At 73.2% G+C, this 14,866-nt stretch carries 16 protein-coding genes; 9 read left to right on the forward strand and 7 right to left on the reverse strand.

What is annotated here, in order from left to right; translation table 11 throughout:
- A complete protein-coding gene (locus ACFVQG_RS03010) occupies positions 1 to 1,215 on the forward strand; it encodes a phosphodiester glycosidase family protein (protein ID WP_383376133.1) in 1,215 nt (404 codons plus the stop codon).
- A gap of 18 nt (positions 1,216 to 1,233) precedes the next feature.
- On the opposite strand, the gene ACFVQG_RS03015 is transcribed toward ACFVQG_RS03010, so the two are convergent.
- The 6 genes from ACFVQG_RS03015 to ACFVQG_RS03040 form a co-directional block, all read right to left on the reverse strand.
- Positions 1,234 to 1,428: a hypothetical protein gene (locus tag ACFVQG_RS03015; RefSeq protein ID WP_383376135.1), complete on the reverse strand. Its 195-nt coding sequence runs from the start codon at positions 1,426 to 1,428 to the stop codon at positions 1,234 to 1,236.
- Between the two features lie 123 nt (positions 1,429 to 1,551).
- On the reverse strand, positions 1,552 to 2,415 hold the full coding sequence (locus ACFVQG_RS03020) for a phosphatidylinositol-specific phospholipase C/glycerophosphodiester phosphodiesterase family protein (protein ID WP_383376138.1): 864 nt from the start codon (positions 2,413 to 2,415) through the stop codon (positions 1,552 to 1,554).
- Positions 2,416 to 2,595: 180 nt separating this feature from the next.
- Positions 2,596 to 3,681 (reverse strand): acyl-CoA dehydrogenase family protein, encoded by a 1,086-nt coding sequence (locus ACFVQG_RS03025; RefSeq protein WP_383376140.1) that lies wholly within the window; start codon positions 3,679 to 3,681, stop codon positions 2,596 to 2,598.
- On the reverse strand, positions 3,678 to 4,859 hold the full coding sequence (locus tag ACFVQG_RS03030; protein ID WP_383376141.1) for an acyl-CoA dehydrogenase family protein: 1,182 nt from the start codon (positions 4,857 to 4,859) through the stop codon (positions 3,678 to 3,680). Before ACFVQG_RS03030 ends, ACFVQG_RS03025 begins: the two co-directional genes overlap by 4 nt.
- Entirely contained in the window at positions 4,856 to 5,821 is a 966-nt protein-coding gene (locus tag ACFVQG_RS03035) for an NADPH:quinone oxidoreductase family protein (protein ID WP_383376143.1), read from the reverse strand. The genes ACFVQG_RS03030 and ACFVQG_RS03035 overlap by 4 nt, the downstream gene beginning before the upstream one ends.
- An 87-nt stretch (positions 5,822 to 5,908) precedes the next feature.
- Complete coding sequence (locus tag ACFVQG_RS03040; protein ID WP_383376145.1) at positions 5,909 to 6,502, reverse strand: helix-turn-helix domain-containing protein; 594 nt, start codon at positions 6,500 to 6,502, stop codon at positions 5,909 to 5,911.
- Between the two features lie 96 nt (positions 6,503 to 6,598).
- Between ACFVQG_RS03040 and ACFVQG_RS03045 the strand changes: the two genes are divergently transcribed.
- The 8 genes from ACFVQG_RS03045 (at position 6,599) to ACFVQG_RS03080 (ending at position 14,503) form a co-directional block, all read left to right on the forward strand.
- Positions 6,599 to 7,528: an NAD(P)/FAD-dependent oxidoreductase gene (locus tag ACFVQG_RS03045; protein ID WP_383376522.1), complete on the forward strand. Its 930-nt coding sequence runs from the start codon at positions 6,599 to 6,601 to the stop codon at positions 7,526 to 7,528.
- A 249-nt stretch (positions 7,529 to 7,777) separates the two neighbouring features.
- Positions 7,778 to 9,316: an ATP-dependent DNA ligase gene (locus ACFVQG_RS03050; RefSeq protein ID WP_383376147.1), complete on the forward strand. Its 1,539-nt coding sequence runs from the start codon at positions 7,778 to 7,780 to the stop codon at positions 9,314 to 9,316.
- Positions 9,313 to 9,771: an NUDIX domain-containing protein gene (locus tag ACFVQG_RS03055; protein WP_383376149.1), complete on the forward strand. Its 459-nt coding sequence runs from the start codon at positions 9,313 to 9,315 to the stop codon at positions 9,769 to 9,771. Before ACFVQG_RS03050 ends, ACFVQG_RS03055 begins: the two co-directional genes overlap by 4 nt.
- 63 nt (positions 9,772 to 9,834) lie before the next feature.
- Positions 9,835 to 11,220, forward strand: coding sequence for an NADP-dependent succinic semialdehyde dehydrogenase (locus ACFVQG_RS03060; RefSeq protein WP_383376151.1), 1,386 nt, complete (start codon positions 9,835 to 9,837; stop codon positions 11,218 to 11,220).
- A 25-nt stretch (positions 11,221 to 11,245) separates the two neighbouring features.
- A complete protein-coding gene (locus tag ACFVQG_RS03065; RefSeq protein WP_383376153.1) occupies positions 11,246 to 11,473 on the forward strand; it encodes a DUF6213 family protein in 228 nt (75 codons plus the stop codon).
- A gap of 178 nt (positions 11,474 to 11,651) precedes the next feature.
- A complete protein-coding gene (locus ACFVQG_RS03070) occupies positions 11,652 to 12,767 on the forward strand; it encodes a type III polyketide synthase (protein WP_383376155.1) in 1,116 nt (371 codons plus the stop codon).
- Positions 12,760 to 13,974 carry a cytochrome P450 gene (locus ACFVQG_RS03075; protein ID WP_383376157.1) on the forward strand — a complete coding sequence of 405 codons (1,215 nt, stop codon included), beginning with the start codon at positions 12,760 to 12,762 and terminating at the stop codon, positions 13,972 to 13,974. The genes ACFVQG_RS03070 and ACFVQG_RS03075 overlap by 8 nt, the downstream gene beginning before the upstream one ends.
- A 7-nt stretch (positions 13,975 to 13,981) precedes the next feature.
- Positions 13,982 to 14,503 carry a cupin domain-containing protein gene (locus ACFVQG_RS03080; protein WP_383376159.1) on the forward strand — a complete coding sequence of 174 codons (522 nt, stop codon included), beginning with the start codon at positions 13,982 to 13,984 and terminating at the stop codon, positions 14,501 to 14,503.
- On the opposite strand, the gene ACFVQG_RS03085 is transcribed toward ACFVQG_RS03080, so the two are convergent.
- A complete protein-coding gene (locus ACFVQG_RS03085; RefSeq protein WP_383376161.1) occupies positions 14,490 to 14,816 on the reverse strand; it encodes a hypothetical protein in 327 nt (108 codons plus the stop codon). The genes ACFVQG_RS03080 and ACFVQG_RS03085 overlap by 14 nt on opposite strands.
- Positions 14,817 to 14,866 lie beyond the last annotated feature (50 nt).

The raw sequence follows: 14,866 nt of genomic DNA on the forward strand, positions 1-14,866 counted from the left end.
GTGGCGGGCGGCAGACTGCTGGCTTTACTCACCACCCTCGGCGCGCTGGCCGGGACGGCGCTGGTGGGCGCCGCCCCGGCCACCGCCGCGGCCGACGGCACCCAGGTGGCGCCGGGTGTCCGGTACGAGGAGGCTGACATCGCGGCGGACGCCGGTCCGACGCGGGTGCATGTGCTGAGCGTCGACGTGAGCGACCCGCGGGTGCGGCTCGACCTGCTGTACCCGGGCACGGTGGCCGCGCGCGGGACGGTGTCGTCGATGGCGGACGCCTCGGGTGCCGTCGCGGGCGTCAACGGCGACTTCTTCAACATCACCGAGGCGCAGCACCCGGGTGTGGAGGCGACCGGCGCGAGCGCGGGACCGGCCATCGCGTCCGGGCGGACGCTGAAGGCCTCGGTGCCCGACGCGCAGCGCTTCGGCCCGGCGCTGCCGCCCGGCGCCAGCGCCCGGGACGTCCTCGGAGTGGGCGTCGACCGGCGGGCCCGGCTGGACCGGCTGACCCTGGCGGGGACGGTGCGCACGGCCGAGGGGGCGCTGCCGCTGGGCGGGCTCAACCAGTACGCGCTGCCGGAGGGTTCGGTCGGCGCGTTCACCCCGCGGTGGGGCAGCGCCTCCCGGGTGCGGGCCACCTGCGGCACGGACACCGACCGCGGGGCGCCGTGCAGCGCGGACACCCATGAGGTGACGGTCCGCCAGGGCCGGGTCGTCTCGACCGCCGACACCCCGGGCAGTGGGCCCATCGAGCCCGGGACGACGGTCCTCGTCGGCCGGGAGGCGGGCGCGCGGGAGTTGCGGAAGCTGTCGCCGGGCGAGCCCGTGCGGGTGGGGCACCGGCTGGTGCCGACCCGGAGCGCGGTGCCGTACCGGTTCGCCATCGGCGGCTACCCGGTCCTGACGGACGGTCGGCCGCTGCCGGGTCTGAGCCACGGCGCCTCGGCCGTGCGCACCGCGGCCGGGATCTCCGACGGCGGGCGTCGGCTGCTGCTGGTCGCCGTGGACGGCGCGCCCGAGTACCGCACCGGTCTGACGGTCGCGGAACTGGCGGACGTCATGCGGCGGCTGGGGTCGGTGGACGCGTTCAGCCTGGACGGCGGCGGTTCGTCGGCGCTGGTCTCCCGGGAGCCGGGGGCGCCCTACGTCACCGTGCGCAACCATCCCTCCGGCGGCGCGGAGCGCCCGGTGCCGAACGGCATCGGGGTGTACTCCACGTCCTGACCCGGGCGGGCCGCGGCCTCACGGCCGGAGACTGCTGACGATGTCGGCGGTCGCCGTGAGGCCGCTGCTGATGGTGGGGGCGATGCTGGTGCCCGCCAGATAGAACCCCAGGAGCAGGCAGACCAGGGCGTGCGAGAACTTCAGTCCGCCGTTCCGCAGGAAGATCACCGCCAGGACCGAGAGCAGCAGCACCACAGAGATGGAAATCGCCATCGTCACCCTCCTCCGCCACGCCGCACGTCCGGTTCACGGCGTTCGGCCGCAAGTGTGGCGTAGCGGAGGGTTCGTCCGGGCGGCTGACCTGTCCTCCGATCGTGTGGTCTTGCCGTGGATCCTTTACGCGGTCCGGCGGGCGTCCAGGAAGGCCTCCAGGCCCGCCAGGTCGTCGGTGTTGAGGTAGTCCACGTCGGCGGCGACCAGTTCCGTCCACAGCGCGTCGCGCTCGGGACCCGGGAGGTCCGGGGTCGCCCAGAACCGCACCTGCTGGCCCCGCGCGTGCGCCGCCTGGGTGATGGCGTGCAGCTTCTGCCGCTCGGCGGCCGGGAACTCGCCCGCGCCCCGCCAGGTGAAGTGGTTGGTCCAGTTGTCGCTGATCAGCGAGATGAACGAGGCGGGCGCGGGACCGCCGAGGTCGGCGAGGCGGCCGTCGTAGAAGGCCCGGCGCACGGTCTGCGCCTCCATCGGGACGCGGGCGGCGCGGTCGCCGGAGATGACGGCGGTGACGGGGCCGGTGCGGACACGTCCGTGGGCGTAGGTGGTGAACAGGTGCTTGTAGCGCCGCAGTCGGCGGTCGAGTTCGAGGTAGGTGGCCGAGCCCTCGGTCTTGAGGTCGATGAGGAGCTGGAGGGGCCGGTGGTGGCCGCGGTAGACCCAGCCGTGCCCGGCCCGGACGCGGGCGGCGAGCGGGTCGAGGTAGAGGGACTCCAGGGTGCGGGCCGGGTCGAGGTCCTCGGGGTCGTGGGCGACCAGGAGTTGGCCGTCGACGAGGAAGATGTCGGCCTCGACGCTGCCGAAGCGGTGGTCGAGGGCGTCGAGGAGGGGGCGCGGATGCTCGTAGTCGTTGTGGGCGTGGGCGCGCCACAGCGGGCGCGGGCGGTGCTCGTTCTCGCCCGCGAGCGCCTGGGTGGCGGGCAGCGCGACGGTGCCCGCGAGGGCGGCGCCGAGGGTGGTGAGGGCTCTGCGGCGGGTGGTGAGGGCCATGCTCTGCCTCCCGGGAGGTGCGGGACTGGGACGCAGAGAGTATGGGGCCGATCAGCGCCCAAAGAACCTGTACATGCCAGGAGTTGGCCGGACCGCCGCCGTCAGTTCACCCCTGTCACTCGGGGCACACGGGAAAGCCCGCCCCAGGTGGGACGGGCTTTCCCCGGTGGCCTTCGGCCGTCAGGGAGTCGGCAGACCGACCAGTTCACCGACGGCCGCGCGGTGGGCGCCCGCCGTGCCGTACGCGATCGAGTCGGCCTTGGCCCGCTTCAGGTACAGGTGCGCCGGGTGCTCCCAGGTCATCCCGATGCCGCCGTGCAACTGCACCGCCTCCTCGGCGGCGTGCACGGCGACCGGCGCCGCGTAGGCCTGGGCGACGGCCACCGCCACGTCGGTGTCCTCGCCGGTGGCCAGCGCGTCGGCGGCGTTGCGGGCGGCGGCGCGGAGGTTGACGACCTCCAGCCACAGCCGGGCGAGCCGGTGCTTGAGCGCCTGGAATCCGCCGACGGGCCGGTTGAACTGCTTACGGTCCTTCAGATAGCGCACGGTCTCGGTCAGCGCCCACTCGGCGACCCCGAGCTGCTCGGCGGCCAGCAGTCCGGCCCCGGCCCGCAGGGCGCGGCGCACGGCGGGCTCCGCGTCGCCCACCCGGCGCCCGGGCGCGCCGTCGAGGGTGACCGTGGCCAGCGGCCGGGTCAGGTCCAGGGACACCTGCGGGGTGACGGTCACGGCGTCGGCGTCCACGGCGTACAGCCCGCCGTCGTCCGCGGGCACCAGCAGCACATCGGCGACGGCCGCGTCCGCGATGCCGGTCAACTCCCCGCGCAGGGCGCCGTCCTCGACGCGTACGGTCTTCCGGTCGCCGCCCGGACCGAGGTGCAGCCCGACGGCGAGGGCGCCGATACGGCGGCCGGTGGCCAGCTCGGTCAGGAGGTCACCGCCGTCCGCGCAGGCGAGCAGGGCCTCGGTGGCGACGACGGCGCTGGTGAGGTAGGGCACGGGGGCGACCGCGCGGCCCAGTTCCTCCAGGACGACGGCGGCTTCCCGGTGGGTGGCGCCCTGACCACCCAGGTCCTCGGGCACCAGCAGACCGGCGAGGCCCATGCCGTCGGTGAGCGCCTTCCACGCCTCGGGGTCGTGCGGGGTGTCCGACTCGGCGCGGGCGAGCACCCCGGCCGCGTCGCAGTGGTCGGCGAGCAGATCGCGGACGGCGGCGCGGAGGGCCTCTTCCTCCTCGCTGTAGAGCAGGTCGGGCTGTGCGCTCATCGGGCCAGGTCCTTCCAGGCGACGTCCTTGTCGGTGCGCGGCTCGGCGGGCAGCCCGAGGACGCGCTCGGCGACGATGTTCAGCAGGACCTCGCTGGTCCCGCCCTCGATGCTGTTGCCCTTGGCGCGCAGATAGCGGTACCCGGCGTCGCGGCCGGTGAAGTCCACCAGTTCCGGGCGCCGCATGGTCCAGTCGTCGTACAACAGGCCCTCTTCGCCGCGCAGTTCCACCTCCAGGCCGCTGATCTCCTGGGCGAGGCGGGCGAAGCCGAGCTTCATCCCGGCGCCCTCGGGTCCGGGGTGGCCCGCGGCGAGCTGCTGGCGCAGGCGTTCGCCGGCGAGCCGTGCCACCTCGGCGTCGACCCACACCTTCAGCAGCCGCTGGTGCAGGTCGTGGGTGCGCAGCTCGGGGCGGTCGCGCCAGGCCCGGGCGATGGGGCCGATCATGCCGCCCTCGCGGGGCAGCCGCATGCCGCCGATGGCGACGCGTTCGTTGTTGAGCGTGGTCTGCGCGACCCGCCACCCGTCGCCCACGTCACCGAGCCGCCGGGAGTCGGGGATGCGGACGTCGGTGAGGAAGACCTCGTTGAACTCCGCCTCGCCGGTGATCTGCCGCAGTGGCCGGACCTCCACGCCGGGGTCGGTCATGTCGCACAGGAAGTAGGTGATGCCGCGGTGCTTGGGCACGTCCGGGTCGGTACGGGCGATGAGGATGGCCCAGCGGGCGACATGGGCGCTGGACGTCCACACCTTCTGCCCGTTGACCACCCAGTCGTCGCCCTCCCGGACGGCACGGGTGCCGAGCGCGGCGAGGTCGGATCCGGCGCCGGGCTCGCTGAACAGCTGGCACCAGACCTCCTCACCCGTCCACAGCGGGCGCAGATAGGTGCGCTTCTGCTCCTCGGTGCCGTAGTGCAGGATCGTCGGCGCGGCCATGCCGAGGCCGATGCCGATCCGCCGGGGGTCGTTGTCGGGGGCGCCCGCGGCTTCCAGCTCGGCGTCCACGACGGCCTGGAGGGTGCGCGGGGCGCCGAGTCCGCCGAGGCCCTCGGGGAAGTGCACCCAGGCGAGCCCGGCGTCGAAGCGGGCCCGCAGGAAGTCCAGCCGGTCGGTAGTGGCGGGCGGGTGCGCGGCCAGGAACTCCTGGGCGCGGCGGCGCAGTTCGGCTGCGTCGGTCATGCGGTCGCCTCCATCACCACGGCGATCCGGCCGGTGGTCACACCGTCCGCCACCTTCTGCACGGCGGTCGCGGCCCCGCTCAGCGGCACCCGCTCGCTCACCAGCGGCTTGATGGCGCCACGGGCGGCCAGTTCGGTGAGCTGCTCGTGGCAGTGCTGGACGAGCTTGGGGTTCTTGGTGTTGTACAGACCCCAGTGCAGGCCGACGATCGAGTAGTTCTTCACCAGCGCGTGGTTGAGGCCGGGGCTGGGGATGGTGCCGCTGGCGAAGCCGATGATCACGATCCGGCCCTCGAAGGCGACGACCTTCGTCGACTGGGTGTACGCCTCACCGCCCACGGGATCGAAGACCACATCGGCGCCCCGCCCGCCGGTGGCCTCCTTCACGGTGGCGATGACGTCCTCGGCGCGCCGGTCGACCACCAGGTCACAGCCCAGCTCACGGGCGACGGCCGCCTTCTCGGCACCGCCCACCACACCGATGACGGTGGCCCCGGCCGCCTTGCCGAGCTGGACGGCCGCGCTGCCGACGCCGCCCGCCGCGGCGTGCACGAGCAGGGTCTCGCCGGGTTCGAGGCGGGCCCGCTGGTGCAGGGCGAACCAGCCGGTCTGGTAGGCGATGTGCAGGGCGGACGCCTCCGCGTCGTCCAGGGCGTCGGGGGCGGGCAGCAGCCCGGCGGCGTTCGCGACGGCGTACTCGGCGAAGCCGCCGTAGGGCAGCACGGGGTTGCCGATCACGCGGCGTCCGTCCGCGGTCTCACCGCAGATCTCCATGCCGGGGGCGAACGGCATCGGCGGCCGGACCTGGTAGAGCCCGCGGCACATCAGCGCGTCGGGGAAGTTCACGCTCGCGGCGCGCACCTTCAGCAGGACCTGGCCCTCGCCCGGAGCGGGCGGCGCCACTTCCGCCAGGCGCATCACCTCACTGGGCTCGCCGTTCTGGTGCACTTGCCATGCCTGCATGCGGGGCCTCCACGGGGGACTGCTTCGTCTGACCGGGGTTCGCTCCGCATACTAAGCGGTTGCTTGACGCCCTGGGAACAGGTGACGTCAGTCCTCCTGCCCGAGGTCGCCGCGCTGCTTGGGCCGCGCCCGCACGTGCATCCGCTCCCCCTGCGGCCCGAAGAGGCTCAGGAACTCGGCGGGCCCCTCCCCCGTGGACCCGAACCAGTGCGGCACCCGGGTGTCGAACTCGGCGGCCTCCCCCGCCGTGAGCACGATGTCGTGCTCGCCCAGCACCAGCCGCAGCCTCCCGGACAGCACGTACAGCCACTCGTAGCCCTCGTGGGTGCGCAGCTCGACCTCCCGCTCCTGCTGGGGCTCCAGCACCTTGAAGGCCTGGAGTCCGCCGGGCTGGCGGGTGAGGGGCCAGTGGGTGCGGCCGTAGCGGGAGATCGGTTCGGCCCGCACCCGGGGGTCGCGCACCGGCGGGGCGCCCACCAGCTCGTCCAGCGCCACCCCGTGCGCCTGCGCGATCGGCAGCAGCAGCTCCAGGCTGGGCCTGCGCAGCCCGGACTCCAGCCGGGAGAGCGTGCTCACCGAGATGCCGGTGGTCTCGGACAGGGCGGTGAGCGTCACGTCCCGTTCCTTGCGCAACTGGCGCAGCCGTGGGCCCACGCCTGCCAGGACTTCTTCGGTACTCATGCTCTTATTGCAAGTTCGGCAAAGAGGTTTGTCAATCAAGCGTCGGCCGGGCGACCGTGTGCGTGGAGGTGGTCACTCATGACCGAGAGGAACGACATGACGGACCGGTACGAAGTCGTGGTGGTCGGCGGCGGCACGGCGGGCCTGTCCGCCGCCCTCGTCCTGGGCCGCGCCCGGCGCCGCACCCTGGTCGTCGACGCGGGCGAGCCCCGCAACGCGCCCGCCGCCCACATGCAGGGCTATCTGTCGCGGGACGGCATGCCCCCGGCCGAGTTCCTGGCCGTGGGCCGCGAGGAGATCGCGCGGTACGGCGTCGAACTGGTCCGGGACGAGGCGGTCGGCGTCACCCGGGACGGCGACTTCGCCGTACGGCTGGCGAGCGGGCGTCGCGTGCTGGCGCGGCGGCTGGTGGTGACCACCGGTCTGCGGGACGAGCTGCCGGACGTGCCCGGTGTCGCCGAGCGGTTCGGCCGCGATGTGCTGCACTGCCCGTACTGCCACGGCTGGGAGGTCCGCGACCAGGCCTTCGGGGTGCTGGCGGGCAGCGTGATGCCCGTGCACCAGGCGCTGATGGTGTCGCAGTGGTCCAAGGACGTGACGCTGTTCCTGCACGGGATCGCCGAGGAGTCCCTGCCGGACGACGACCTGCGCCGCCTGGCCGCGGCCGGGGTGAAGGTGGTGCCCGGCGAGGTCGCGGGCCTGGAGGTGAGCGGCGACCGGCTGACCGGCGTACGCCTCGCGGACGGCGCGGTGCACGAGCGGTCGGTCCTGTTCGTCGCGCCGCGTGCCGTACCGCGCACCGGGCTCCTCGCGGAACTGGGCGCCGAGCTGACCGAGACGCCGTTCGGCGCGTACCCGGTGGTCGACCCGACGGGGCAGACCACCGTGCCGGGGGTGTGGGCGGCGGGCAACGCGATGGGCTTCGCCGAGCAGGTGGTGAACGCGGCGAGCGGCGGGTACCGGGCCGGGGCGACGATCAACGGGGACCTGCTGATGTCCGACTTGGACGCGGCGCTGGAGGGGTAGGGCGTGCTGGGCGGGACCCCGGCCGCCCGGTGGCGGGTGACCGGGGATCTGCCGGAGACCGGTCCCGGAAGACGCCCACCGTGCGGGTACGGAGGCCACGACCGCGACGGCATGCGCCCGCCCGATCCCCCCACCCAGCGGCTCGCGGCCCGCACGCCAGGCGGAAGACGCCGCGTGCCCGCCGGATACGCACCCCGGAAAGCCCGCCACCCAGGTGTGGAAGCCGCCCCGCCGGTGCACTCTGGCTCCATGCTGCTCACCCGGCTCGCCCAAGTGTCCCGGGAGGTCGCCGCGACCTCCGCGCGGTCCCGGAAGACGGCCCTGCTCGCGGAGTTGTTCCGGGACGCGGAGGCGGAGGACGTGCCGGTGGTGATCCCGTATCTGGCGGGGCGGCTGCCGCAGGGGCGGCTGGGGCTCGGGTGGAAGGTGCTGAGCCGACGGGTGGCACCGGCCGAGGAGCCGAGTCTGACCGTGCGCGAGGTGGACGAGCGGCTCAGCGCGATCGGCGCGGTCTCCGGCACCGGTGCGCAGGCCGAGCGGGTCCGGCTGACCGGGGAGCTGATGGGCCGGGCCACCGAGGAGGAGCAGCGGTTCCTCGTCGGGCTGATCACCGGTGAGGTGCGGCAGGGCGCGCTGGACGCGGTGGCCGTGGAGGGGCTGGCGCAGGCGACCGGCGCGCCGCCCGCGGACGTACGGCGGGCGGTGATGCTGGCGGGCTCGCTCCAGCACGTGGCGCGGGCGCTGCTCGCGGACGGCCCGGCGGCGCTGGCGGCGTTCCGGCTCACCGTGGGCCGCCCGGTGCTGCCGATGCTGGCGCACAGCGCGTCCTCGGTGGCGGAGGCGGTCGGCAAGCTGGGCGGCTGCGCGGTCGAGGAGAAGCTCGACGGCATCCGCGTCCAGGTGCACCGCGACGGCGACGACGTACGGCTGTACACCCGCACCCTGGACGACATCACCGACCGCCTGCCCGAGGTGACCTCGGCCGCGCTGGGCCTGGCGGGCGAGCGGTTCATCCTGGACGGCGAGGTCATCGCGTTCGACGCGGACGGCAGACCCCGCTCGTTCCAGGAGACCGCGGGGCGCGTCGGCTCCCGCGTGGACGTGGCCACGGCCGCCCGCGCCGTCCCGGTCTCCCCCGTGTTCTTCGACGCCCTGTCCGTCGACGGCCGCGAACTGCTGGACCTGCCGCTGACCGAGCGGCACGCGGAGCTGGCCCGGCTGGTCCCGGAGCCGATGCGGGTGCGGCGGACGGTCGTGTCGGGGGCGCCGGGCCTGGCCGCCGCCGAGGAGTTCCTCGCCGCGACCCTGGAGCGCGGCCACGAGGGCGTCGTCGTCAAGGCCCTCGACGCCCCCTACAGCGCGGGCCGCCGTGGCGCGTCCTGGCTGAAGGTCAAGCCCGTGCACACCCTCGACCTGGTCGTCCTGGCCGCCGAGTGGGGCCACGGCCGCCGCACCGGCAAGCTCTCCAACCTGCACCTGGGCGCCCGCGCCGCCGACGGCTCCTTCGCCATGCTCGGCAAGACGTTCAAGGGCCTGACCGACGAGCTGCTCAGCTGGCAGACCGAGCGCCTGAAGGAGCTGGCCGTCGACACCGACGGCCAGGTGGTGACCGTACGCCCCGACCTCGTCGTGGAGATCGCCTACGACGGTCTGCAGCGCTCCACCCGCTACCCGGCCGGGGTCACCCTGCGCTTCGCCCGCGTCCTGCGCTACCGCGAGGACAAGCGCCCCGAGGACGCCGACACCGTCGCGACCTTGCTCGCCGCGCACCCGGAGGCGCTGCGGTGAGGCGGAGCGCGGGGCTGCTGCTGTTCCGGGGCGCCGACGACGGCCTGGAGGTACTGCTCGGCCACATGGGCGGCCCGTTCCACGCCCGCCGCGACGCCGGGGCGTGGACGGTCCCGAAGGGCGAGTACGAACCGGACGAGCCCGCCTGGGACGCGGCCCGCCGCGAGTTCACCGAGGAGCTGGGTCTGCCCCCGCCCGACGGGGAGGCCGTACCGCTGGGCGAGGTCCGGCAGTCCGGCGGGAAGCTGGTCACGGTGTGGGCCGTGCGGGCGGACCTCGATCCGGCGACGGTCGTCCCGGGCACGTTCACCATGGAGTGGCCGCCGCGCTCCGGGCGGACGCGGGAGTTCCCCGAGCTGGACCGGGTGCGCTGGTTCACCCTCCCCGACGCCAGGAACGTGATCGTCAAGGCCCAGACCGCGTTTCTCGACCGGCTGGCGGAGCACTCGGCCTGAGACGTTGCGGGGCCCGGCGTCGCACGCGAAGGTCGAAGCACAGCGCTCCCAGGAGGTCCAGCCATGTCCATCGCGACGGTGAACCCGGCGAACGGCGAGACAGTCAAGACGTACCAGGCCATGGGCGAGGAGGAGATCGAGCGCAGGCTCCAGCTCGCCGAGGCCACGTTCCGCACCTACCGGACGACCGGGTTCGACGAGCGGGCCGCGCTGATGCGCCGGGCCGCCGATCTCCTCGACGAGGACCAGCGGGACATCGCCCGGGTCATCACCACCGAGATGGGCAAACCGGTCAAGCAGGCCCGCGCGGAGGCCGCCAAGTGCGCCAAGGCGATGCGCTGGTACGCCGACCACGCCGCGCGGCTGCTGGCCGACGAGGAGCCCGCCGACGCCGATGTGCGCGACTCCGGCGCCAGCCGCGCCCTGGTGCGCTACCGGCCCGTCGGCCCGGTGCTGGCGGTGATGCCGTGGAACTTCCCGCTGTGGCAGGTGATCCGGTTCGCCGCGCCCGCGCTGATGGCGGGGAACGTCGGTCTGCTCAAGCACGCCTCGAACGTCCCGCAGACCGCCCTGTACCTGGAGGACCTGTTCCACCGGGCGGGCTTCACCGAGGGCACCTTCCAGACCCTGCTCGTCGGCTCCGGCGCGGTCGACGACATCCTGCGCGACGAGCGCGTCAAGGCGGCCACCCTCACCGGCAGCGAGCCCGCGGGCCGCGCGGTCGCCGCCACCGCCGGGGAAATGATCAAGAAGACGGTGCTGGAGCTGGGCGGCAGCGACCCCTTCATCGTGATGCCGTCCGCCGACCTCGACCGGGCCGCCGAGGTCGCGGTGAACGCGCGCTGCCAGAACGCGGGGCAGTCGTGCATCGCCGCCAAGCGGTTCATCGTGCACACCGAGGTGTACGACGCCTTCGCCGAGCGCTTCACCGAGGGCATGCGCGCGCTGGTGATGGGCGACCCGCTGGACGAGGACACCGAGATCGGGCCGCTGTCCAGCGAGCGCGGCCGGGCCGATCTGGAGGAGCTGGTGGACGACGCCGTACGCGGCGGCGCGAGTGTGCTGTGCGGCGGGGAGCGCCCCGACCGGCCCGGCTGGTACTACCCGCCGACCGTGCTGGCCGGGATCGGGCGCGAGATGCGCGTGCACCGCGAGGAGGCCTTCGGCCCGGTCGCCACGCTGTACCGCGCGGGCGACCTCGACGAGGCCGTGCTGATCGCCAACGACACGCTGTTCGGGCTCAGTTCCAACGTCTGGACCCGCGAGGAGGCCGAGGTCGACCGGTTCGTACGGGACCTGGAGGCCGGGGGCGTGTACGTCAACGGGATGACCGCCTCCCACCCGGCGTTCCCGTTCGGCGGGGTCAAGCGGTCGGGGTACGGGCGTGAGCTGTCCGGGCACGGAATCCGCGAGTTCTGCAACATCACCACCGTATGGCACGGAGCGTGAGCCTTCCGCGACTACGATCGTCTTTGTGAACCGCGAAGTGACTCTGCCTCTGATCGTCGACGACCGCGGTACCTTGCAGGTGTCCGCGGCCGACGTGAGCAAATTGCTCCGCACGGTGGGCGGGCGCTGGCTGCACCTCGTCGAGTCCGGTGAGGAGGGCCTGGACGAGGACACCGTGGCCGCGTTGACGATCGAGCTGGCGAAGCTGGCCGATCGGATCGACGTGGCGTGCATCGCTCACAGCAGCGGGTGAGCGCCGTCGGGGTTGCTCACTGGTGCCGGGTGCGGGTCGTGGCGGGTTGCTCGCGCGGTTCCCCGCGCCCCCTGGGGGCGTCCATCCAGCCAGCGTGACACGGTGCCGTCCCCGAGACGGAGTAGTCCCGCGCGAGATCGCCGCCGATGCGGGTGATCGTGGGTGAAGCACCTTTGAGGTGAACCACCTTCGGCGAAAGCAGGCACGGTTCATGGCGACTTTGTGCAGACCCTCGGTGTCCGTTCCAGAGCACGTGATCACGATGGAGGAGACGCTGGACCTGGCGCGCTCCCGCCACGCCGACCACCCCCAACTCCCGCTCGTCCTGAGGCTGATATCGAACACCGGAGTGCGTACCCGGCACATCGTGCAGCCCATCGAGGAGACCCTGAAGCACCCCGGCTTCGAGGACCGCAACAAGCTCTACGAGGCCGAGGCCAAGGCCCGTGTCCCGGCGGTCGTGCAGCGGGCCCTGGACGACGCGGAACTGCTCACCCGCGATGTCGACCTGATCATCTACGTGTCGTGCACGGGCTTCATGATGCCCTCGCTCACGGCCTGGCTGATCAACGAGATGGACTTCGACAGCAACACCCGCCAGCTCCCCATCGCCCAGCTGGGCTGCGCGGCGGGCGGCGCCGCGATCAACCGGGCGCACGACTTCTGCACGGCCTACCCGGAGGCCAACGTGCTCATCGTGGCCTGCGAGTTCTGCTCGCTGTGCTACCAGCCCACCGACGTCGGCGTGGGCTCGCTGCTGTCCAACGGGCTGTTCGGCGACGGGATCGCCGCGGCCGTGGTGCGCGGCCAGGGCGGCACGGGGGTACGGCTGGAGCGCAACGGCTCGTACCTGATCCCCAAGACCGAGGACTGGATCTCGTACGACGTCCGCGCGACCGGCTTCCACTTCCTGCTGGACAAGCGGGTTCCCGGCACGATGGAGCCGCTCGCACCGGCGCTCCAGGAACTCTCCGGGCTCCATGGCTGGGACGCCTCCGACCTGGACTTCTACATCATCCACGCGGGCGGTCCCCGAATACTCGACGACCTCAGCAAGTTCCTCCAGGTCGACCCGCACGCCTTCCGGTTCAGCCGGGCCACCCTCACCGAGTACGGCAACATCGCCAGCGCCGTCGTCCTGGACGCGCTGCGGCGGCTGTTCGACGAGGGCGGCGTCGAGGAGCGGGCGCGCGGACTGCTCGCCGGGTTCGGTCCCGGCATCACCGCCGAGATGGCCCTGGGCCGCTGGCACTCCACGGACGCGAAGGCCCGACATGAGTCCCGATATGAGTGAAGAAACGATTCTGCGGTTCGCGCCGCCGGTCCGGCAGTGGCCCGCCCTCGATCTGAGCGGCACGGACTACGACCCCGTCCTGCGGGAGCTGATGGACGACGGGCCGGTCACCCGGATCCAGCTGCCGAACGGGGAGGGCTGGGCCTGGCTGGTCACCCGCTACGACGACGTGCGGATGGTGACCAACGACCCCCGGTTCAGCCGCGCGGCCGTCATGGACCGGCAGGTCACCCGGCTCGCCCCGCACTTCATCCCGTCCCGGGGCGCGGTCGGCTTCCTCGACCCGCCCGACCACACCCGGCTGCGCCGCTCGGTGGCGTCCGCGTTCACCGCCCGGGGCGTGGAGCGGATCCGGGACCAGTCGCGGGAGCTGCTCGCCGAACTCGTCGACGAACTCCTCCAGGACGGCCCGCCCGCCGATCTCACCGCGGCCGTGCTGAGCCCCTTCCCCATCGCCGTGATCTGCGAGCTGATGGGCGTGCCCGCCGCCGACCGGCACGACATGCACACCTGGACCCAGCTGATCCTGTCCTCCTCCAACGGGGCGCAGGTCAGCGAGCAGGCCAAGGACGAGATGGGCGCGTACTTCGCCGATCTCATCGGCCTGCGCGAGGGCAGCACGGGCGAGGACGTCGCCTCACTGCTCGGCGCCGCGGTGGGCCGCGGGGAGGTGACGCTCCAGGAGGCGGTGGGGCTCGCGGTGCTCCTGCAGATCGGCGGGGAGGCGGTCACCAACAACAGCGGGCAGATGTTCTACCTCCTGCTCACCCGGCCCGAGCTGGCCGAACGGCTGCGCGCCGAGCCGGAGATCCGGTCCCAGGCCGTCGACGAACTGCTGCGCTTCATCCCGCACCGCAACGCCGTCGGGCTCTCCCGGATCGCCATGGAGGACGTGGAGATCCACGGCCATCTGATCCGCACGGGCGACGCGATCTACGTCTCCTACCTGGCCGCCAACCGCGACCCGGACGTCTTCCCCGACCCGGAGACGATCGACTTCGCACGCGGCCCCAACCCGCACGTGGCGTTCGGCTTCGGCCCGCACTACTGCCCCGGCGGCATGCTGGCGCGGATGGAGTCGGAGCTGCTGGTCGACGCCCTGCTGGACCGGATCCCGGATCTGCGTCTCGCGGTGGACCCGGCCGACGTGCCCTTCAAGAAGGGCGCGTTGATCCGTGGGCCCGAGGCCCTGCCCGTGACCTGGTGAGCGCCCGATGACGGCGACGGAGGGGCTGCTGGTGCCGCCCGGCCATGGGCGGGTGGTCCGTACACCCGCCCAGCATGTCACCTTCAAGGTGACCGGCTCGCACTCGCGGATGGCGTCCACCTTCGAGGTGGTGGTGCCGCCGGGCTTCGACGTGGGCGCCCATGTGCACACCCGCAGTGAGGAGTTGTTCTACGTGCTGGAGGGTGAGCTGGACGTGCTCGCCTTCGAGCCGCGCGTCCGTACCCCCGACAACTGGCAGCGGTGGGAGTCGACTTCGGGCAACCGGGTGGTACGGGCGACGCCGGGCACGGTCATCGTCGTACCCCCGGGGTGCCCGCACGCGTTCGCGAATCCGCTCGACACCCCCGCGAAGATGTTCTTCCAGTCCTCTCCCCCACCGGACCACGAGCGCTACTTCGAGGAGCTGTTGGAGATCCTCGGCGACGGGGGCCCGCCGGACCACGCGGCGATCGAGGAACTGCGCAGGCGCTACGACATCCAGCAGCTGACCCCGCTCAGGCACCGGTGACCGGGCCGCCACGACGGTCCCGTGCCTCGCCCACCAGGATGCGCCGCTTGTACGCACCCAGCTGCCCGCGCTCCTCCCGGGTCAGATAGTCGGCGAGCTTGTCGACCTCGGCCCAGGCCGCCGAGCGGGCGCTCCGCGCGGCACGCCAGTCACGCCGCTCCACGGCCGCGGCGAGCTGCCCCATGATCGCGACCAGCGGTGCGCGTGCGGCCTGCTGTGACCTGCTGAACCCCGTCTGCCGGTCCACCGCCCGCCGCTGCGCCCACGTGGGCCCACCGCTGGTGAGGTACGCCCGTGACCGTCCCCTCTTCATGGGGCGGAACGCTACCCGGCCGCCCCCGCCGGGGAGCGCACGGGAGCCCG

Origin of the sequence: Streptomyces sp. NPDC057877, from assembly GCF_042796855.1 — a bacterium.
Taxonomy (GTDB): domain Bacteria; phylum Actinomycetota; class Actinomycetes; order Streptomycetales; family Streptomycetaceae; genus Streptomyces.